Annotated in this window: 18 protein-coding genes and 18 other annotated features; of the genes, 5 read left to right on the plus strand and 13 right to left on the minus strand. The window is 52.0% G+C overall.

Features of this window, described 5'->3' with window-relative positions; all coding sequences use genetic code 11:
• Positions 1-474 precede the first annotated feature (474 nt).
• Positions 475-480, plus strand: a ribosome-binding site (putative RBS for yicL; RegulonDB:STMS1H003734).
• Positions 475-1386 (plus strand): putative permease gene (yicL, locus tag STM3765; RefSeq protein NP_462664.1). Within the gene, positions 484-1386 belong to an annotated coding region; the region does not span the whole gene. It overlaps the preceding feature by 6 nt.
• 42 nt (positions 1387-1428) lie before the next feature.
• Here the strand turns inward: yicL and STM3766 are convergent.
• The 8 genes from STM3766 to STM3773 all read right to left on the minus strand — a co-directional run bounded on the left by STM3766 (position 1429) and on the right by STM3773 (position 10144).
• Positions 1429-2377 (minus strand): putative cytoplasmic protein gene (locus STM3766; protein NP_462665.1). Within the gene, positions 1429-2370 belong to an annotated coding region; the region does not span the whole gene.
• Positions 2372-2377: a ribosome-binding site (putative RBS for STM3766; RegulonDB:STMS1H003735), on the minus strand. (Overlaps the previous gene by 6 nt.)
• A 228-nt stretch (positions 2378-2605) precedes the next feature.
• The gene (locus tag STM3767; protein ID NP_462666.1) for a putative cytoplasmic protein occupies positions 2606-3355 on the minus strand. Within the gene, positions 2606-3349 belong to an annotated coding region; the region does not span the whole gene.
• Positions 3336-4448 (minus strand): putative selenocysteine synthase (L-seryl-tRNA(Ser) selenium transferase) gene (locus STM3768; RefSeq protein ID NP_462667.1). Within the gene, positions 3336-4445 belong to an annotated coding region; the region does not span the whole gene. Before STM3768 ends, STM3767 begins: the two co-directional genes overlap by 20 nt.
• Positions 3350-3355 (minus strand) — a ribosome-binding site (putative RBS for STM3767; RegulonDB:STMS1H003736). It overlaps the preceding gene by 6 nt.
• Positions 4443-4448: a ribosome-binding site (putative RBS for STM3768; RegulonDB:STMS1H003737), on the minus strand. Its footprint lies within the gene STM3768.
• The gene (locus STM3769; RefSeq protein ID NP_462668.3) for a putative phosphotransferase system enzyme II occupies positions 4449-5316 on the minus strand. Within the gene, positions 4449-5309 belong to an annotated coding region; the region does not span the whole gene.
• Positions 5306-6061, minus strand: a protein-coding gene (locus STM3770) for a putative phosphotransferase system enzyme IIC (protein NP_462669.1). Within the gene, positions 5306-6055 belong to an annotated coding region; the region does not span the whole gene. Before STM3770 ends, STM3769 begins: the two co-directional genes overlap by 11 nt.
• Positions 5311-5316, minus strand: a ribosome-binding site (putative RBS for STM3769; RegulonDB:STMS1H003738). It overlaps the preceding gene by 6 nt.
• Positions 6056-6061 (minus strand) — a ribosome-binding site (putative RBS for STM3770; RegulonDB:STMS1H003739). Its footprint lies within the gene STM3770.
• Before the next feature lie 139 nt (positions 6062-6200).
• Positions 6201-6693, minus strand: a protein-coding gene (locus STM3771; RefSeq protein ID NP_462670.1) for a putative phosphotransferase system enzyme IIB. Within the gene, positions 6201-6686 belong to an annotated coding region; the region does not span the whole gene.
• Positions 6688-6693, minus strand: a ribosome-binding site (putative RBS for STM3771; RegulonDB:STMS1H003740). It overlaps the preceding gene by 6 nt.
• A 3-nt stretch (positions 6694-6696) precedes the next feature.
• The gene (locus tag STM3772) for a putative phosphotransferase system enzyme IIA (protein NP_462671.1) occupies positions 6697-7130 on the minus strand. Within the gene, positions 6697-7122 belong to an annotated coding region; the region does not span the whole gene.
• Positions 7125-7130: a ribosome-binding site (putative RBS for STM3772; RegulonDB:STMS1H003741), on the minus strand. It overlaps the preceding gene by 6 nt.
• Positions 7131-7340: 210 nt before the next feature.
• Positions 7341-10144, minus strand: a protein-coding gene (locus tag STM3773; protein NP_462672.1) for a putative NtrC family transcriptional regulator. Within the gene, positions 7341-10139 belong to an annotated coding region; the region does not span the whole gene.
• Positions 10139-10144 (minus strand) — a ribosome-binding site (putative RBS for STM3773; RegulonDB:STMS1H003742). (Overlaps the previous gene by 6 nt.)
• 185 nt (positions 10145-10329) lie before the next feature.
• Positions 10330-10335 (plus strand) — a ribosome-binding site (putative RBS for STM3774; RegulonDB:STMS1H003743).
• Between STM3773 and STM3774 the strand changes: the two genes are divergently transcribed.
• Together STM3774 and STM3775 are read left to right on the plus strand one after the other, a co-directional pair.
• Positions 10330-10629, plus strand: a protein-coding gene (locus STM3774; protein ID NP_462673.1) for a putative inner membrane protein. Within the gene, positions 10336-10629 belong to an annotated coding region; the region does not span the whole gene. It overlaps the preceding feature by 6 nt.
• Positions 10630-10727: 98 nt before the next feature.
• Positions 10728-10733, plus strand: a ribosome-binding site (putative RBS for STM3775; RegulonDB:STMS1H003744).
• Positions 10728-12117 (plus strand): putative glycosyl hydrolase family gene (locus STM3775; protein ID NP_462674.1). Within the gene, positions 10735-12117 belong to an annotated coding region; the region does not span the whole gene. It overlaps the preceding feature by 6 nt.
• Before the next feature lie 59 nt (positions 12118-12176).
• On the opposite strand, the gene yicM is transcribed toward STM3775, so the two are convergent.
• The gene (gene yicM / locus STM3776; RefSeq protein ID NP_462675.1) for a putative MFS family tranport protein occupies positions 12177-13382 on the minus strand. Within the gene, positions 12177-13370 belong to an annotated coding region; the region does not span the whole gene.
• Positions 13377-13382, minus strand: a ribosome-binding site (putative RBS for yicM; RegulonDB:STMS1H003745). It overlaps the preceding gene by 6 nt.
• 196 nt (positions 13383-13578) lie before the next feature.
• Positions 13579-13584, plus strand: a ribosome-binding site (putative RBS for STM3777; RegulonDB:STMS1H003746).
• On the opposite strand from yicM, the gene STM3777 reads away from it, so the two are divergent.
• Both STM3777 and STM3778 read left to right on the plus strand, forming a co-directional pair.
• Positions 13579-13945 (plus strand): putative cytoplasmic protein gene (locus STM3777; RefSeq protein ID NP_462676.1). Within the gene, positions 13586-13945 belong to an annotated coding region; the region does not span the whole gene. It overlaps the preceding feature by 6 nt.
• Positions 13922-13927, plus strand: a ribosome-binding site (putative RBS for STM3778; RegulonDB:STMS1H003747). Its footprint overlaps the gene before it by 6 nt.
• The gene (locus STM3778) for a putative helix-turn-helix protein (RefSeq protein ID NP_462677.1) occupies positions 13922-14252 on the plus strand. Within the gene, positions 13929-14252 belong to an annotated coding region; the region does not span the whole gene. Before STM3777 ends, STM3778 begins: the two co-directional genes overlap by 24 nt.
• Positions 14253-14342: 90 nt before the next feature.
• Here STM3778 and STM3779 read toward each other — a convergent pair.
• From STM3779 to STM3782, 4 genes are all read right to left on the minus strand, one after another.
• Positions 14343-14619 (minus strand): putative phosphotransferase system gene (locus STM3779; RefSeq protein ID NP_462678.1). Within the gene, positions 14343-14612 belong to an annotated coding region; the region does not span the whole gene.
• Positions 14614-14619 (minus strand) — a ribosome-binding site (putative RBS for STM3779; RegulonDB:STMS1H003748). It overlaps the preceding gene by 6 nt.
• A gap of 2 nt (positions 14620-14621) precedes the next feature.
• Positions 14622-15489 (minus strand): putative fructose-bisphosphate aldolase class-II gene (locus tag STM3780; protein ID NP_462679.1). Within the gene, positions 14622-15482 belong to an annotated coding region; the region does not span the whole gene.
• Positions 15484-15489, minus strand: a ribosome-binding site (putative RBS for STM3780; RegulonDB:STMS1H003749). It overlaps the preceding gene by 6 nt.
• Positions 15490-15544: 55 nt before the next feature.
• Positions 15545-17036, minus strand: a protein-coding gene (locus tag STM3781; protein NP_462680.1) for a putative sugar (pentulose and hexulose) kinase. Within the gene, positions 15545-17029 belong to an annotated coding region; the region does not span the whole gene.
• Positions 17022-18386, minus strand: a protein-coding gene (locus STM3782; protein ID NP_462681.1) for a putative PTS system galactitol-specific enzyme IIC component. Within the gene, positions 17022-18380 belong to an annotated coding region; the region does not span the whole gene. The genes STM3781 and STM3782 overlap by 15 nt, the downstream gene beginning before the upstream one ends.
• Positions 17031-17036: a ribosome-binding site (putative RBS for STM3781; RegulonDB:STMS1H003750), on the minus strand. It overlaps the preceding gene by 6 nt.
• Positions 18381-18386, minus strand: a ribosome-binding site (putative RBS for STM3782; RegulonDB:STMS1H003751). (Lies within the gene STM3782.)
• Positions 18387-18412: the final 26 nt, after the last annotated feature.

Consider the following 18412-nt stretch of genomic DNA (forward strand, 5'->3'; position numbering starts at 1 on the left):
TATATTTAGCACACGACAAATTTCTGCCCTGAGGCAATTAGCGTCGTGTTAACGGCGGAGGAAATAAAGCGTGTTTAAACATGAACATGACGATTACCTCGCGACAATGCGCGTGTTGTAACATTATTGGGATGACAATCGTCACAAGGGGAGATTGCTGCCCACCGGTTCGGCAAGCAGCGCAGGAATAGCGTGCGTTAACTTGCCAGATGATTTACGTAAAAGTGACTGTCCAACATATTACTCCTGCATGAATTTGCGCTTATTATAGTCAGCCAATATGTTCCGTAAAGTGCAAAGGCGGGTTTAGTGACGTTCTGTTTAAGTTTGTTTGATATTTTTTCTTATGACAAAAAAATGACAATATTATGTCGATAACAAGCTCGTCTGAAATCATTAAACAATAAATTCCTGCTTAATACCGGCGATAGCTCTGTTATGATGCCTGCACGTAAAAAAATAAAACAACATGACGAGGAAAAAATGGGTTCCACCAGAAAAGGGATGCTAAACGTCCTGATTGCCGCCGTATTGTGGGGGAGTTCAGGCGTTTGCGCGCAGTACATCATGGAGCAAAGCCGTATGTCGTCACAGTTCCTGACGATGATACGTTTGTTATTCGCCGGGCTGATACTGGTGACCTTCTCCTTTATGCACGGCGATAAGATATTTTCAATTCTTAAAAACCGCAAAGATGCCCTGAGTCTGCTGATTTTCTCCGTGGTGGGCGCGCTCACCGTTCAGCTAACCTTCCTGCTCACGATTGAAAAATCCAATGCCGCCACCGCGACAGTGCTGCAATTTTTATCGCCGACCATTATTGTAGCGTGGTTTGCATTAGCGCGAAGAACACGACCAGGCATTCTGGTCTTAACCGCCATTCTTACATCGCTTATCGGCACCTTTTTACTGGTGACTCACGGCAATCCAACATCGCTGTCGATCTCTTCAGCCGCGCTGTTCTGGGGTATCGCCTCCGCATTTGCCGCCGCCTTTTATACGACCTGGCCTTCCAGGCTAATCGCCCAATACGGCACACTGCCAGTGGTCGGCTGGAGTATGTCCTTTGGCGGCCTTATTCTGCTGCCCTTCTACGCTAAAGAAGGAACGCACTTTGCGGTGAGCGGCAGCCTGATTCTGGCCTTTTTCTACCTGGTGGTGATCGGTACATCGCTGACGTTCAGCCTGTATTTGAAAGGCGCGCAACTGATTGGTGGCCCCAAAGCCAGCATTTTAAGCTGCGCGGAACCGTTAAGCAGCGCCCTGCTGTCGCTACTGCTGTTGGGGATTAGTTTTACCTTGCCGGACTGGCTGGGCACGCTGCTCATTCTCTCGTCAGTGATTCTGATCTCCCTCGATTCCCGTCGACGCGCGCGGGCCGCTTAACGCCGTTGATAATCACGATGACCGGGCGGAAGAGGGAAAAGTTTAATGGCGCTTTGCCTTAATCTCTTCGTCAGAAAGCCCGGTAATCATCAGCACCATCTCTCGCTCGATCCCCTGTTCCAGCATCGTATGCGCAATACGCAAGGCTTCCTCCTGCTTACCTTGATGTATACCTTGCTGTATGCCTTGTTGCACGCCTTCACGCTTACCTTTTCTGCGCCCCGATTCACGTATTCTGTCTACGATCGTCATTAATCTCTCCTTGTGTTGGGGAACACGGCGCGCCACCTCGCGGATAAACTTGCCAAAACGAGGCGTGCTGCCATGCTGTATTAGCAAATAATTAAACAGCGCTTTTAGCTGACTGTCATTAGCGTTTCCCGTAATCAGAAGTACCGCTAAGCGCTCGACCAATCCCATCAGGTCGCGTTGACGTATATGCTTTTGTACCAGTTCCAGCATCGCGATACGTCGATGCTGCATAATCTCGTTATCCGGCACCACCGTAATGTCTACCAGTGGAAATGCCGTCGCATAAAGCTGACGCGCCAGCGCAGGATCGTCAAACTCATCCAGCCAGCAAAGCGAAAAGGGATACGGGCTTTTCGCGCCATGGTAAAACAGCATGGGAATCACCAGCGGTAACGTTTTATGGCCAGCATCCAGATGGCGCTGCATCGCGGCAGTGGCGTAACGCATTAACCGGAACGCCATATGCGCGTCCGGCGTACTCTGATGCTCTATAACGACATAGATATAACCGTCGCCTTCACACGTTTTTAGCGACCAAAGGACATCGGAATAAAACGCGCGTAAATTTTTCTCGATAAAACTGTCCGGCGCCAGTTTCAACGTCGTCAGATCGCAACGTATTCTTAGCGAATGGGGAAGATGAATATTGAGAAAATCCCGCGCGGTATCCGGATGGCGTAAAAACGTTTTGAATACCGCATCATGAGGCGTGGACGTGGGGCTTTTTTTCATGGCGATCCGTCACCTGAGGAATAAGATGACGCCACTGTACTCGCCAAAAATACAGACAGCATTCAGGAAAATTTACCCCTGCGAGGAGGCTCGAAAGGGAATCACTGACGGCTGCAATACGTACATTTTTGCCCAGCCTGCTACGCATTATCGCCCGATAGCGTAACGCTAACCGGGCCTACAAATACACGTCATCTGTAGGCCAGGTAAACGCAGCGCTCTTCGGCGATAAATCTCACACCAGCGCTTTGACTATCTCCATCAACCGAATGATGTCTTCGGGGCGCGTATTGCCGGTTTGCGGATCGATAATCGAGCTGTAAACATGCGGCATGACGCGCGGCACGCCTGCTTCCAGGCAGGTTTGCAGGATAATACCGAAATTATCCAGTGAGATACCGCCGGTCGGCTCGATAAGCGTCATGCCGTGGCGGGCAGCGGTTGTCGCCAGCGCATATAATTCCGGTAACGACTTTTCGCCGCCCATCGGGAAAAACTTCGCCGCATGTGCGCCCATATCCTGCATCATGCGTACCGCCGCTTCACAGGAAACGCGGGCTGGCGTTCCCTGGCTGCTGCTGACGCCGGTAGAAATCACCACCTCGCCAGGCGTTCCCGTCGGGCTGACCAGGGCGTTGATATGCGTTTGCTCGCCGCCCGTCGCCGCCAGCGCGCCCGCCGCGAAGCCGCTGCCGGTAAAGGTCTGGTTGACATGGGCCGGGTGAGTATGGGCGGCAATCATCGCCGCTTTGTAGTACTGCGCCGGGTCGCCTGCGCCCAGACCCACTGAGATAGACGGCACCTCCGCCATCCAGCGTTTCACCTCCGGCACGCCCTCTTCTACCGTAGCGAACTGCGCGGAAAGTACGCCAATGACCGCATGGCCTTCGGCGGCTTCATAGATAGCCTTCGCGTTGGCGATATCCTTTGCCAGCACGTTAATCGCTACCCGCTGACGATAAAAATTAATCTGCTGCATGTTCTGCAATCTCCCTGAGTCGCGCCACAATCAATGCCATTTCCCCTTCGGCTACCGTGCGTGGATCGAGGCTAAAAACCCCCTGATGAAGCTGATATTTGCGGGCGTAAATCGCTATCTCGCCGCCGCGCAGCTGCGCTTCGACGTCCTGCGCGTTCAGCCCCAATTCAGATGCGTTCACCCGCACACGAATACGCCAGATTGCACGCCCGGCCTCATCCTGTTCGATATCGGCATAAAGTCCATGGATGGCGGAAATCGCTTCCGCGACCGGCTGTAACTGTGCTGCGGTCACGGTCGTCTGGCCCTGGTGGTAATTCTCCAGCGCATACACCAGCCCAACCATGTTTTCCTTGCCGATTTTCATTGCTCTGGCAATCCCCTGGTGCTGCGCTTTGCAGGCGGCAATCCACGTTTTCCTACCAGTGATAAAGCCGGAGGTTGGCGCATTAAAGGCTTTCGCGCCGCTATAGATAACCATATCCGCGCCGCTCGCCACCCAGCCGCGCAAATCCTCTTCCGCCGCGGCATCGACAATCAACGGCAGGTGGTTGGCCTGCGCCACCTGTACAAAATCGTCAATGCTCAACATGCCTTTCTGTACGCAATGGTGTGATTTCACATACAGTAGCGCGGCGGTCTTTTCGTTAATGGCGCTTTCCAGTTGCCAGCGGGTCGCCAGATTGCTCGACCCCACTTCCACTATGCGCCCGCCGCCAAGACGAATGGCGCTGGTGACTGGCGCGCCGTAGTCCACATTATGCCCGCGCAGCATCACTACCTCATTGGCCATACCGCTACTGTCCGGCATCAGGGCGACGCGCGCCCGATCGCCGTGGGTGATAGCGGCAGCGACGGCAATGGCAATACCCGCCGAGGCGCACGAGGTGATATAGCTATCTTCAGCACCCGTATAGCGCGATACCAGTTCGCCGGTTTTTTCCACCAGCGCGTCAATCTCGACGAAAGCGGAAGCCGCGCGCGCGGTGGCCTGCATGACCTCCGGCGCGACGCTTGAGACGCCCAGAATGGTCATTTTGCCGCAGGCGTTAATGACCTTTTTCAACCCCAGTTGTTGATAGATATTCGGCGTCATGATTTACAGCACTCCCAACAACGAACAGACTATGCTCAGTGCGACAATCGACAGCAAAATGGTGGTGTAGCGCGGCCCTTTTTTTACCAGATAGAAGTAGATGGCGAATACCGCCGCCAGTGGCAGTAAGCCCGGCGCGATAGAGTCGAGGATCTGCTGAACCACCACTTCAGATCCTTTCAAGGCGCTAATTTTTAACGGCGTGGTGATTTTGACGTAGCTGGCGGAAAGCGCGCCCATCATGATCAAACCCAGCACGTTGGCCCCGTAGATCAGTTCTTTGATTCGCCCCCCTTGCAGCAGGCCGATAATCGAATCACGCCCCAGCGTATATCCCTTGTGGACCATACCGTAGCTGATCGCCAGGGTGATCGCCGGGTAGAGAATCAGCGGGATAATACCGCCCATCGCGCTGCCATTTGCCGCGAACGGAATAAAGATCGCTATCAACAGCGGCATCACCGCCGCCCAGATAATCGAGTCGCCCATCCCGGCAAGCGGCCCCATCAGGCCCGTTTTAATGCCGGTGATAGACGAGTCGTTAATCGGCTCGCCGCGCGTTTTTTGTTCTTCCATGGCAATAGAGATGCCCTGAATCACCGCGCCGAAGGTCTGCTCGGAGTTAAAGAAGTTAAGGTGGCGTTTTAGCGCTTCTACCTGCTCCTCTTTTTGTGGGTAAAGTTTTTTGATGATCGGCGTCATCGAGGCGCAGAAAATCAGGCTTTGTAAGCGCTCATAGGAGCTGGAAACCTCGGCGCCCAGCCAGTAGATAAACCAGGCTTTGGTGATATCTGCTTTGGTCAGCGCCCCGCTTTCCCGCGCGCGCTCAACCAGTTCATGTTGCATTACGTCACTGCTCATCATGCTGCTCCTTCATTTTTCGCCAGGCCTTTAATCAGGAAGGCGACACAGGTGCCGAAGATGGCCATCGCCATGATGTCGACCTTGAGGTACAACACCGCGAAGAACCCGCCGATAAACCACGGCAACAGGCTCTTTTTACCGATCACCATAATGGTGATGGCAAAGCCCAGCGCCGGCAGAATGCCGCCCATGATTTCAAAGGAGTGGGTTAACCAGTGCGGCATCAGTTTAAGGAAACTTTCCACCACATCCTGGCCAAAGTAGTTAGCGGCAAAAACCACCGGGAAGCGCAGCACCAGCCCCAGCAATGCCGGGTAAAGAAAGGCGCAACGCATGATGCCCGCCATGTTTGCCGTTTCCGCGTGTTTATCCGCCATATGCACCCAGGCAGCATTCAGCGTGCGCCTAAGCTGATCGAGAAACACGCCAATCACGCCAAACGGGATTGCCAGCGCGATCGCCAGGTTTGGGTCCATACCGGCCTTCACCGCGATAGGAATGGAGATACAGGCCGCCAGCGCCGGGTCCGACGGCACGTTGCCGCCCGGCGTTGAGGTCACGCCCAAATAAACGAGCTGCATCCCTGCGCCGATGATCATCGCAGTCTGCATATTGCCAAGCAAAAGCCCGACAAATACCGCGATCACCACCGGTTGTAACAGCATCGCGGAGAAGGTGTAGCCGAGGCGTAAACGGGCAAACCAGTAATACAACCCCATCAGGCTTGCAAAGAGTAAGGTATCCATAGTGTTATCCTATACACTTCATCCTTCAGGCTGCCTCTTTGTTGGCTGCCTTCGCTCACCCCAGTCACTTACTTTAGTAAGCTCCAGGGGATTCACTCAGTTGCCGCCTTGATGCATCCAGAATGATTTTGTGTCTATTAAAGGGTTAGAATTTTTTCAGGATATCGTCGAGCGGCTGCGGCTTATCTTCCGGAATGGTCTGGAAAAATACCTGAACGCCACGGTTTTTCAGGTCGTTAAGAATGCCGACGTCTTTTTCATCCAGCGTAATATTCTGAAAAACCGCCTTGCGGTTTGGCCCGCCGCCGAGACCGCCAACCTGAATGCGGGTGACGTCAAAGCCCAGTTGTATGGCGTCCTGCACCGCCGCCAGTGACGGAAAAAGCACCAGCACGTTACCGTCGCCAAGCTGATTTTCTTTCCATGCAGCGGCAAAACTCTGGTTGCCGAAGCAATCCACTTTGATATTTGGCGGCGCCGCCATCAGGTAGATATTTTTCATAAACGGATCGGCGTCCAGTTCATCACTCACAACGGCTATCCGGTTCGCCTGAGATTGTCCGACCCACTTCGTGACAACCTGTCCATGAATGAGACGGCTGTCGATGCGGCATAAAACGATATTGGCCATGATGTTTTCCTTAGAGTGATTGTTGTAGCTGACGTACATGGGCGACCACATCCAGGCAGCTACTGCGCCCGGCCTCAACTAACTCGTCCACGCAGGCGGTTAGCATCCCTTGTTCGCGCCTGTCCAGCGCCTCCAGCAGTAGCGACGCATTCAGTCCGGCAATCACCGCCACCGGATAATCGGCGCTTAGCCGCGCCGCGACGTTGGACGTTGTGCCGCCGACAAAATCCGTCAGGATCAGCGAGCCTTCCGGCAGCGTTTTCACCACGGCCTCGACGCGTTGATAAAACTCGCCCAGCGTATCGACAGGCATTAGCGCGATTTCCGTCACGCCTTTAATTTCGCCCGTGACCATACGCAGGCTGTTGCAAAGCGGTTGTCCCCAGCCGCCATGCGTCAGCAGCAGGATGTGGGGCAACGGTTGTGTGGTAGTCAAAATGGCCTCCTGGCGCAATTACATGAGGACACCGGCATATATTGCCCGGTGGCACTGCGCTTACCGGGCCTACAGGACACTCCCGGTAGGCCGGATAAGGCGTTTACGCCGCTATCCGGCATAACGCATCATCAGAAGAGCAAAGGTTGTGCCAGAATTTGTGTCACGCGAGGAAGAAGAAAGGTCTGGCGAGGCGCGAAGCCCCGCCAGTAAAAGGATTAACTATAGAGCAGTTCGTAGATATAAAAATATTCCGCATCCGATAAACGGATGGCGTAGGCGTCTTCGATCGGCAGAAAAGCGGATTTGATGACACTAAACGCGCGCGCGTCCAGATTCGGCTGACTTTCCAACGCCATCTGTAACGGTTTTCGGTTAATCACAATACGCTCTACCATACAGCAGCAGTGGATCAGGAAGCGCAGTGTCACCTGGCGGCTTGGTTTCAGGGAAAGCGAAGACGTCAGATGGTTAAAAACGCCCTCCATCTCTTTCAGAATACGCTGCGGGTTAAGCACGGAAATATGGTTGATGATACTCTCCATCGTTAGCGCGCTGATAAAGCGCATGGCGCTGCGCTCCATCTCCAGACGGCGTTCAGCGTTGGACAGATCGGGCGTTAACAGGCTCAACACCAGTTCCGGCCCTTGTTCGGAGAAAAGCTCTTCCAGCGAAATAAACGGAATATCCGGCAGCCCCGGCTGGAAAGTGCCGACAATCCCCGCCAGCCGCTCGCTGGCATTCAATGCCTGCTGAACGCGCTCCAGACTTCGTACCTCGTTATAATCAAGGATCACCATCCTGGTGTCCTGCGACATCAGTTCGCCAAAGCTCTCCTCCAGCACCTTTTTGATTTTTTCCGCCGTTCCCATGCCAGTAATACAGGAGATGACCAGCACTTTGCCGCCGTTCTCCTGCTGCGGCGTACAAAGCTGGCAGGGGATATTTTTACTCTGCAGGAGCGCCGTCAACTGTGGTAAGTCGCTGGTTTCATAGCTTAAATCCAGCCCGACTTCCAGCAGACTGGTCAGCGTGATGTTCGGCATGAGCAAAACATCTATCTGGAATAACTTACTGATCGTACTGCCGAAATGGATCAATGAGCCGATGTCCACCAACAGGATAAGCCGCCGATATTGGCGGGTTTGAATCATTTGGGTCAGCGTTTCCAGCGTGTCATGCACCGACTGTTCAAACGGCATGTCGATGGCGCTGAACAGCTCGCGCTCCAGCACGCGGTTGACATATTGCGCCTGACTGGTGGCGGTGGTCGCGCCGTGGGCGATTAAAATAACCCCGCAGTCGGGGCTGGCATCGATACGCTGACGATAATGGCGGCACTCTTTCAGGAACAGGCATAGCCAGACCACTTCCGTCGCCGGACACTGAATATGCAGCAGTTCGTTGATTTTCCGACACAGCAGCGTGGCGTTGTCATATTCGTCTTTGCAGCGATCCAGGATCAAACTGGAAGAGTAAAGCTGCGGGATCAGGCCGCGCTGCACGTAGCCTATCAGCGCCAGGAAGTGTTTACGCAGTGGGTTAACCAGATTTTCCGGCAGCGAAAAGCCCAACACCTGCTCTACGCAGCCAATCAGCAGCGTCACGCGCTCTTCAATCTGGTCGCCATAGCGCGGCGGATGCGCCACGCTGTCACGGCTGTAGAGACCGTATTCAAAAATCGAGCTGAGTTTATTTTTCAGGATCGCCAGCGTCTCCGCCGGGGGGACGTTACTGTTGCGCAAATTAACATACTCGCGCGTCAGGAAGCTGTAAAAGAGGTCGCTCTCTTCAATTTCCGCCCCGGTCGCCAGCGACGTCTTCAATGCGGGCAGCGTGCGCGCGTCTATATTTAGCCGCGCTTTACCCTCAAACAGAGTATCCACCAATAGACGCTGTTCCGGCGTCGGGTTAACCGACATTTCCGCCAGCCGCTTATCCAGCTGTAGCGTGTCGTTATGCTCGGTCATTCCCGATGCCCACGCCTGAGCGCAGAGAAACTGAATATCGCTTTTAAGCTGACCGATATTGCCTTCCAGGGGTTTATTCAGCAACCAGAGTAACAACGGTTTATCAATGCTGACCGTGCGTTCTATTTTGCGGCTTTCCCGCTGTAAGAACCCCACGATCAGTTCGATCTGTTCTTCAACGGAGCGCTGGCGAATGCCCGGCAAATCAATGCATACCTGAATACGCCGCTGGAAAGTACGTAACAGCGCCGACCCGACCGGCTCGGTAGTGGCGCAAATCAGGCGTACCGAAATTGATCGCGGCTGGCTGCTCACGCCGAGCGGACGGTACTCGCCTTTATCCAGAATAGAGAACAGCTTTTCCTGCCCTTCATAAGACAGACGGTGCACCTCGTCCAACAGCAGATAACCACCGTCCGCCTGCTCCACGAGGCCTGTTTTATGTTCATTCGCGCCGGTAAACGCCCCCTGCCGATGACCAAACAGATGCGAGGAGAGCAGTTCCGGGTTATGGGCGTATTCCGCGCAGTTAAAGTAGACCAGCGGCGGGATAGCGCCGCTCGCCTGTTCACAGGCGAAACGGTGCATCAGTTCCGCAAAAAAGGTTTTACCGACGCCGGACGGCCCGGTAAGCAGAACGTGTAAACCGTGCGGATAGAGCACCGCCGCACGGCCTTTTTCTACCGCATCGCGCAGGCTGCGATCGTAACCAATCAGGCTGGTAAACGGATCGTCGGGCGCGTAATGCTCTTCATGCGGCAGCACATCCGCCACCGACCGCACCTCGCGTTCAGACTCTTCCAGCTGTCGTCCCAGCAACGTTTCCAGCGCCTGGCGATGCAGAAAATAGACCGGGCGGCCACGGCTTTTGATTGCCAGGCCGTCATTCCATAACTGATTGAGATCTTTGCTGACGGAGTTACGCGCCAGCCCAAGATTGAAACCTATCGCCTCCGCCGTAAACGCCGTCTCCTGCGCCAAATCGGCAAGACATAGCCCGCGCGTCAGCCGTTCCAGCTCTCCCAGTACGATCTCAATACGTCTCATTACACTACCGCTTACGAAATAAAAGAGTAGTCAGAACATACACTATTCTGCCACGCAAGAAAGTGAAGGCGCAGCGAGAAACCGCCTTCCCACTTTTGCCTGACTTCAACGCCAACGGATAGCACGCCCCGATGAGTGAACGTCGCACGGTCTACACTTACTCTTGAAAAAGTGCAAACCGATAAGGATACCGTTTATGAAACGAAAAACGCTTCTGCTTATTGCCACACTTGTCGCGCTACCGGGCGTCACGTATGCCGACTCTCCGTTTAGCTCACTCCAGTCGGCGCATGAAAAAAATACGATTTTAAAGGATTTGCGCAAAATGTGTACGCCCAAAGGCGCGCTAACCGATGAAGCCTGGGAGAAAAAAATCATGGCGAGCGAGGGGAACCAGCAGCATATTCGGGAGGCGATGATCGCGATAGAGCGCAACAATCAGCATAACTACTGGCAGGCTCTCGGCAAGGTGGAATGCCCGGAGATGTAGCACAGCTTTTCCGCTTTTTGGTCGCGAAAATGCGGACTGTAACCGGTTTCTGTTCGCTAAAAGCGCGTATTCTGGAGCGAATTTACGCGATCAAGGAGTACGACAATGCGATACCGTTTTCCCGATAACTTCTGGTGGGGCAGCGCCTGCTCAGCGTTGCAAACCGAAGGGGATAGTCTGAATGGCGGTAAAAGCCAGACCACGTGGGATGTGTGGTTCGAGCGCCAGCCGGGTCGTTTTCACCAGGGCGTCGGTCCAGCGGAAACCTCAACGTTCTATCGCCACTGGAAGCAAGACATCGCGCTACTGAAACAGTTAAAACATAACAGTTTTCGCACCTCGCTAAGCTGGGCGCGGCTCATTCCAGACGGCGTAGGCGAGGTGAATCCACAAGCGGTGAGCTTCTACAATCACGTCATCGACGAGCTACTGGCGCAGGGCATCACGCCGTTTATTACGCTGTTCCATTTTGATATGCCGATGGTCATGCAGGAGAAAGGCGGCTGGGAAAATCGCGACGTCGTAGAGGCGTTTGGTCGGTACGCGCAAACGTGTTTTACCTTGTTTGGCGACCGCGTGAAGCACTGGTTTACCTTTAACGAGCCGATTGTGCCGGTGGAAGGCGGCTATTTGTACGACTTCCACTATCCCAATGTGGTGGATTTTAAACGGGCGGCCACCGTGGCGTACCATACCGTGCTGGCGCACTCGACCGCCGTGCGCGCCTGGCGCGCCGGGCGCTACGACGGTGAAATCGGCATAGTACTGAATCTGACGCCGTCCTACCCACGCTCGCAGCATCCCGCCGATGTGCAAGCCGCGCACCATGCGGATCTGTTATTCAACCGCAGTTTTCTTGACCCGGTATTAAAGGGAGAATACCCGGCGGACTTGGTGGCGCTGCTGAAAACCTATGACCAGTTGCCTGCCTGTCAGCCAGGCGACCGTCAGCTTATTGCCGACGGCAAAATCGATTTACTGGGGATTAACTATTATCAGCCGCGCCGCGTGAAATGCCGTGATACGGCGGTGAATCCGCAAGCGCCGTTTATGCCGGAGTGGTTATTTGACTATTACGACATGCCGGGGCGCAAGATGAACCCTTACCGCGGCTGGGAAATTTACGCGCCAGGAATTTACGACATCATCACCAACCTGCGGGATAATTACGGCAATCCGCGCTGTTTTATCTCCGAAAACGGGATGGGCGTTGAGAACGAGCAGCGTTTTGTGCAAGCGGGACAGATTCACGATGATTACCGGATTGACTTTATTTCTGAGCATCTTAAATGGCTGCATAAAGGCATTAGCGAGGGCTGTCACTGTCTTGGCTACCACATGTGGACCTTTATCGATAACTGGTCATGGCTGAACGGCTATAAAAATCGCTATGGTTTTGTACAACTGGATTTAGCCACCCAAACGCGCACGGTGAAAAAAAGCGGAGAATGGTTTGCCGCCACCGCAGAGCATAACGGTTTTGATTAAGCATTTATTATTGCCGGATGACGACTAACGTCGTATCCGGCCTACAAATGGCAGCAATATCAACTCATTGGCGTAATACGGACTTTCGCCGCCACGACTAACGCCGTCAACAGCATCAGGCCGCCGGAAAGCGCCAGCGGCGAAAGCAGCCCGAAATTGTCGAGCGCATAACCGCCCACCGCCGCGCCACAGGTATTTGCCAGTTGAATCACCGCGACCTGGATGGAACCGGCTTTTTCCGCCTGATCGGCAAGAGAACGAGTGATCCACGTTGACCATCCCACCGGCACCAGCGCAAACGCCAGCCCCCAGATAATCGCTATTGCCGCCGCCACGGTTTTGTCGCTTCCCCACACAATGAGCGTCAGCGCGCTCAGCGCCAGTAGCAGCGGCGCACCGGCCAGCGCCAGTTTTACCGAACGTTTCAGGACATAGGATGAGAAAGAAGTGCCAACGAAGCTGGCAATACCAAAACTTAGCAACACCAGCGTCAGACCATCAACGTCAAAGCCCGCCAGATTCATATAGACCGGGCGAATATAGGTAAAGAAAGCGAACTGCCCGGCAAAAGACATAAAGATGGCGATCATCCCGGCCATCACGCCAGGGCGTTGCAACAGGCTAAACATATTCTGTTTCTGGTGAGAAGGTTCGCCCGGCAGCGACGGCAGTGATTTCACCACCCAGATGACGCACAGTACGCCCATCACCGCAGCGGCGTTAAAGACATTACGCCAGCCAATAATACCGCCCAAAAAGCTGCCCAGCGGCGCGGCGATCACTAACGCGATGGAGACAGCGCCAAAAATCACCGACAGCGCTTTCGGCACGGTACGCGCGGGAACCAGTCGCATGGTCAGCGACGCCGACATCGCCCAGAATCCGCCCAGCGCCAACCCAAGACAGGCGCGGCCCAGCAATAGCAGCGTAAAGCTGTTGGCAAAGGAGACCATCAGACAAGAAGCCGTCAGCAAAACGGCGAACAGAATAACGATATAACGCCTGTCGGTCGCCTGAATAATCTGGGTAATGAACAGGCTGGAAAACATCGCGACAAACGCCGTAACGGTGACCGACTGACCGGCGACGCCCTCGGAGATCCCCAGATCCTGCGCCATCGGCGTCAACAGACTAACGGGCAAAAACTCAACGGTAATCAGGCAGGCGACACAAAACGCCACGGCAAAAACGGCTGACCAGTTAGGCCTGGCAACCCCATCAGCGCGGAATTTTTCTGCGATATTTTCATTCATTGTGGTTACCTGCGTCGTTTTAGTGCGGAAAATCCACGCAGTGTAACATTACAAAATGTGATCTGATTAACGTTTTAGCAACTGACATTGTTGCGCTGCATTTTGCGAGGCTGGTCGAGAGTTGAGAATTATCTTCTCTCGCTGCGTGTAAAACCAAAAGGTAAGACATAGTGTATCACCTGGTGCTATACTTTAGATTACAGGATGTCAACCTGATGCGAACCTTCAAAACCAGGTGGTTTAACAGAGAAGCGAAGCCCCACACGATAAAAGATGACGAGTTAAGCGAGGCCATCAACGCCGTACTGCAAGGAAAAGCAGATAATCTTGGCGGCGGGGTTTATAAAAAACGTCTCAATCAAAATCGCGATCGCGCAATCGTGTTGGCAAAGGGAGGCGAACATTGGTTTTACACCTTCCTGTATGCCAAACAGGATATGGCCAACATTAGCTATCGCGAACTCGCGGGTTTCCGTGAGTTAGCAAAACACTATGCTTGCCTGACCGAAGATCAGATAACGGCACTCATTAATAACAAAGAACTGGTAGAGGTGCGCCATGTCAGCAAAAACTAAATTCAAAAGCCCTGCCTTTGAACCGATTCATAGCGCGGCATCTGGATTATTTAGCGTGGATGCCATTCCCCAGGAGACAATGCGCAGTTTTGACACGGCCTGCTTAAGCAGCATCAAAGACCTGCAGCCACTTGAAATAAAAGCGTTACGAGAAAAACTCAACGTTAGCCAGCCGGTTTTCGCTCGGTACCTGAATACCAGCGTATCAACGGTTCAAAAGTGGGAAAGCGGCGCCAAGCGTCCCAGCGGGATGTCACTGAAACTACTTAATGTTGTCCAAAAACACGGGCTAAAGGTGCTGGTATGAGGGTTTTACCGATGGTCTGTTAAGGCTATTCATACGATCATGAGTGCAGGAAGCCTCTACAACTTCCTGCGCTGTTTGACGGGAATTGCACTATACTGACTCACCAAAGCCATCAGCAAATGCAGATTTTAATTCATCCATAAAAGCCAGTTCATCCTGTCCATCACAAATTAAATCAATCATTGTGTTTCCCTTTACGCCAGCCCCCAAAATACTCATCATTCCTTTAATGGGAATTTCTTTGTCATTATTAACTAGCGTTAATGAAGACTGGTATTTTTTGACAATTTTCGCAAGCGTAGCGGCTGGCCGCGCATGAAGCCCCGTACTGTTCATAACGCGTACTTTTTGTCTAATCATATATTTTCCTTAAGAGACTTTGCGGAATGCTGAGTGATTTTTATTCATCATCTTAATTTTAGAATAAACATCATCCTCAACTGCCTGTTTTGCGTTCGCCATGACACGCGCCAGATTAGCCTCGTTGTTATTATTTACCCAAGCCTTACCAACAGTAGTAATAAAGGCTTTGCGCAAATCACTCGCAATATTCACTTTGGCTACTTTGTAATTAACAAAGCTGCGAAGAATATCCGCGTCAATACCAGAACCTCCATGAATAACCAAAGGTACCGGACTGACAGACGCGATGCGTTGTAATAGCGGGATATCAATGCGTGGGATATCTTCAAGACCATGTACATTACCAATTGACACTGCCAGCATGTCGCACCCTGTCTCCTCAACAAAGCGCTGAACCTTCTCAGGTTCAGTTTTGCAGTCAGCCTCGCTGACATGATCATCTTCCTTACCCAGAATAGCGCCTAATTCCGCTTCGACGGGAACACCAAATGATTTACAGAAATCGACAGCTTCTCGGGTAAATGCAATATTTTCTTCGAGCGGTAGCGCCGCGCCATCAATCATTACTGAGGTAAATCCGGCCCGGACAGCCTGCTTAACATCTTCCAGAGTTTTCCCATGATCCAGATGCAGGCTGACAGGAATATCCATTTTATCGGCATGTCGCTTAACTATTTCATAAATGTAATCGTAACCTGAAAGCTGTGCATTAGTAGGAGCAATTTGAATAAAATTGGGCAATCCGGAACGTTCTATTGCATTAAGAATGGAAATTGTTGTCTCCAGGTTCGTTGTATTAAATGCCCCCGCAAGGACATGTTTTTCCTGAATACAATTGAGCAGGATCCTACCATTGACTAAAGGCATATTAACTCCAGATATTTATGTGAGCAGTGTAAGTAAATTATCGAACTATTGAGTTATCACAGTTATTCACCAATAAGCGCCCCTTCTTGCCGCAGTTTAAATTGGTAAAATGACAGCCATTGCTGCTGATATATTTTCAACTTTGCAGAACGAACCGCGTCAGGAAAATATCGCTCAGCCACAGGAACAGTCGGGGGGACAACATTCGGACAGGCTATCAACAATGCTCCAAGGGAGACGGTTTCATCAAAAGCAATGGCCTCAATTGGACACTGGAGGATGTCAGCCTTCAACTGGAGCCAGTATGGGTTTTTCACCGCAGGGCCAATGACTTTTACTGTCCTGCCCGCCGGGATATTAAAGCACCCGTGACAGTGTGCAAACTCCATCGCCAGGCCAATAAAGACACTCTCAAGCAGAGACTCCGGAGGAAGTGAATCCGTCAGACCAAAAAGCAGGCCACGAGTGTGCCGATTTTTATTTGGCGAACCCGAGCCCCGCAAATGAGGAATAAATACCGGCACATGCTCGACAGACCAGGAAGGTTTGAGGTACTGCTCCATGACTTTTTCCAGGCCTGTGCTTATTTCCTTATCAGTTAAACGAAAGGTTTTTTTCACCCATTCAAGCGCATAACCGCCGACAGGCAGAGAAGCGAAAAGCGTGAAAAATTCACCATCGGAGTAACAACCATTTGCCAGCTTATTCCTGCGAGCCTGCACATCAAGCGTTGGCTGTGTATTCAGCAGTAAAATACCCTCTGTCGTGCCGGTAGAATTCAGCACATCGCCCGGTTGCATCTGTAATGCGCGGGCACCGACCATATGATCGTGTCCAGCGAGGGTGACTTTTACCTCATGAGAGAAGCCCAATTCCTCTCTAAGCGTTGCCGTCATCCATCCGGCCACTTCACCTGGCTTTATCAACGGAGCCAGTACACCGAACGGTATGCCGAGAATCCCGGCAGCATTACGAGACCAGGTACGGCGAGCAATGTCCAGACACAACGTTCTACTGGCCAGGGATATTTCCGTCTTTTTCGCACCTGTCATTCTCCACAACAACACTTCTGGTGCATGTAACCAGCAGATATCTTTTCTTTCATGCAAGGAATAGTTATCAAGCAACCATCTCATTTTAAATGCTGAGTAATTACTGTGAGGTGGCAATCCCGTTATAGAATACAGTTCTTCAGCCTCTGCCTTGCTTAATGACGAGAGATAAGATTCACCACGTCGATCATACCAGGCCAGCATCGGGGTAAGAATGACGCCCTCCTTATCCACAAAGACGCCAGACTCACCGAAACTCGCAATACTGATATTTTTTACCGGAAACGGTACTGAAGCCACCAGTTCAGCCATTACCAGTCGCAGTGCCTGCCACAGCGCTTCGATATCGAAATCTACCTCGCCTTTGTCCGACGATATTGTTGGCGTCGGAAACTTGCGGACTTCCAGAACTGACACGTCATGACAGGAATAACAGCTGACTTTGCAGTTAGTTGTGCCAATGTCAATGACAAGCGCTGCGTGGTAATCAGGCATAGACCGTTCCTTTTGTCAGGCGAAAAACACCATAAATAATCAGCGCAAGCACAGGAATCAGCCCGATAGCAATAATATTTCCGTTGAATATTTCAAGCAGCCAGAAACGGAAGGGGTTACCGCCATCAAGGAAGCTTGATACCTGACCACTTGACCCCTCAGCCATTTTGAAATTGACATCTTTAGCCATACCGGTAATAAATGGCGCAATTTTGGTCGCAATCCACAAGTCGGCGACAATAACAGGAATTGCGGTTATCACAGCCCGGAAAATATTGCCACGACATGCCAGTACAATCATGGAAGCCATGACTGCCAGGTTCGCAAGGTCTCCGAGTGGCAGGACTTTATTGCCAGGAAGAAGGAATGCAATAAAGACAGAGATAGGTGTCAGAATCAGTGCTGTAGATATAATGGCTGGGTTACCTACTGCTACCGCGATATCCAGTCCGATAAAGAGATCATCACGGCCAGGATATTTGGCATTCAAATATTTCTTAATGGCTTCAGACAGAGGTAATAAACCTTCCATCAAAATTCGTACCATACGCGGAAGAATGAACATGACACCGCCAATGCTGATCCCCAGCAACAGGATATGTTTAAAGTCATATCCGGCAATGATGCCCAACAAGACCCCCAGAATAGTACCCACCATCATAGGCTCGCCGAAGATTCCCATTTTTTTCTGAACGTTTTCCGGATCAATATGAATACGGTTAACGCCTGGGATCTTGTCGATAATTTTATCGAACAGCAATCCAATCGGAAAGAAGACGACAGATGACAGGGTCGGAAGTGAAATACCTTCCAGACCGAAGTACTTTGCCACTAATGGCGCTGACCAGTCCGCCAGTTTGAGAACCACGATCGCGGCAATAGCGGCTGCGGACAAACCCAAAACAAAACTCCCTGTGCTGTAGTAAACCAGCGTTCCAGCCAGGGCAAAGTGCCAGTAGTTCCACATGTCGACATCAACAGTACGTGTCTTATTCAGGGCCAGCATGGCGACATTAATCAGCATCGTCAGCGGAATGACAAAGGGTGCGATTGGTGAGCCCCAGGTAATTGCGGCCAATGGTGGCCAGCCTAAATCGACAACAGGAAGGCTAATACCAGTTCGCTCAACCATTGCCTGTGCAGCCGGGCCTACGTTGCTGGTAAGTATGTCAAAGATGGCATAAATTCCGACAAACCCTATTCCGACAATTAACGATGAGCGAAGTGCTTTAGCGGGTTTTACTTTGAAGAACAATGCCAGGAAAAAAAGGACCAGCGGCAATAAAACCGTTGGGCCAAACCCCAGGACATATTGCACAACGGTATAGAGAGTATGTGCTATATCATTCATATCCGACCTCTTATTCAGATGTGACCAGACCT

The sequence above is a fragment of the Salmonella enterica subsp. enterica serovar Typhimurium str. LT2 genome (assembly GCF_000006945.2).
Taxonomy (GTDB): domain Bacteria; phylum Pseudomonadota; class Gammaproteobacteria; order Enterobacterales; family Enterobacteriaceae; genus Salmonella; species Salmonella enterica.

Coding starts and splice junctions, on each gene's coding strand:
- STM3778 (NP_462677.1), top strand. CDS start 13,929: ATGTCAGCAAAAACTAAATTCAAAAGCCCTGCCTTTGAACCGATTCAT.
- yicM (NP_462675.1), bottom strand. CDS start 13,370: ATGAATGAAAATATCGCAGAAAAATTCCGCGCTGATGGGGTTGCCAGG.
- STM3766 (NP_462665.1), bottom strand. CDS start 2,370: ATGAAAAAAAGCCCCACGTCCACGCCTCATGATGCGGTATTCAAAACG.
- STM3777 (NP_462676.1), top strand. CDS start 13,586: ATGCGAACCTTCAAAACCAGGTGGTTTAACAGAGAAGCGAAGCCCCAC.
- STM3782 (NP_462681.1), bottom strand. CDS start 18,380: ATGAATGATATAGCACATACTCTCTATACCGTTGTGCAATATGTCCTG.
- STM3773 (NP_462672.1), bottom strand. CDS start 10,139: ATGAGACGTATTGAGATCGTACTGGGAGAGCTGGAACGGCTGACGCGC.
- STM3781 (NP_462680.1), bottom strand. CDS start 17,029: ATGCCTGATTACCACGCAGCGCTTGTCATTGACATTGGCACAACTAAC.
- STM3769 (NP_462668.3), bottom strand. CDS start 5,309: ATGATGAGCAGTGACGTAATGCAACATGAACTGGTTGAGCGCGCGCGG.
- STM3780 (NP_462679.1), bottom strand. CDS start 15,482: ATGCCTTTAGTCAATGGTAGGATCCTGCTCAATTGTATTCAGGAAAAA.
- STM3779 (NP_462678.1), bottom strand. CDS start 14,612: ATGATTAGACAAAAAGTACGCGTTATGAACAGTACGGGGCTTCATGCG.
- STM3768 (NP_462667.1), bottom strand. CDS start 4,445: ATGACGCCGAATATCTATCAACAACTGGGGTTGAAAAAGGTCATTAAC.
- STM3767 (NP_462666.1), bottom strand. CDS start 3,349: ATGCAGCAGATTAATTTTTATCGTCAGCGGGTAGCGATTAACGTGCTG.
- STM3774 (NP_462673.1), top strand. CDS start 10,336: ATGAAACGAAAAACGCTTCTGCTTATTGCCACACTTGTCGCGCTACCG.
- STM3770 (NP_462669.1), bottom strand. CDS start 6,055: ATGGATACCTTACTCTTTGCAAGCCTGATGGGGTTGTATTACTGGTTT.
- yicL (NP_462664.1), top strand. CDS start 484: ATGGGTTCCACCAGAAAAGGGATGCTAAACGTCCTGATTGCCGCCGTA.
- STM3771 (NP_462670.1), bottom strand. CDS start 6,686: ATGGCCAATATCGTTTTATGCCGCATCGACAGCCGTCTCATTCATGGA.
- STM3775 (NP_462674.1), top strand. CDS start 10,735: ATGCGATACCGTTTTCCCGATAACTTCTGGTGGGGCAGCGCCTGCTCA.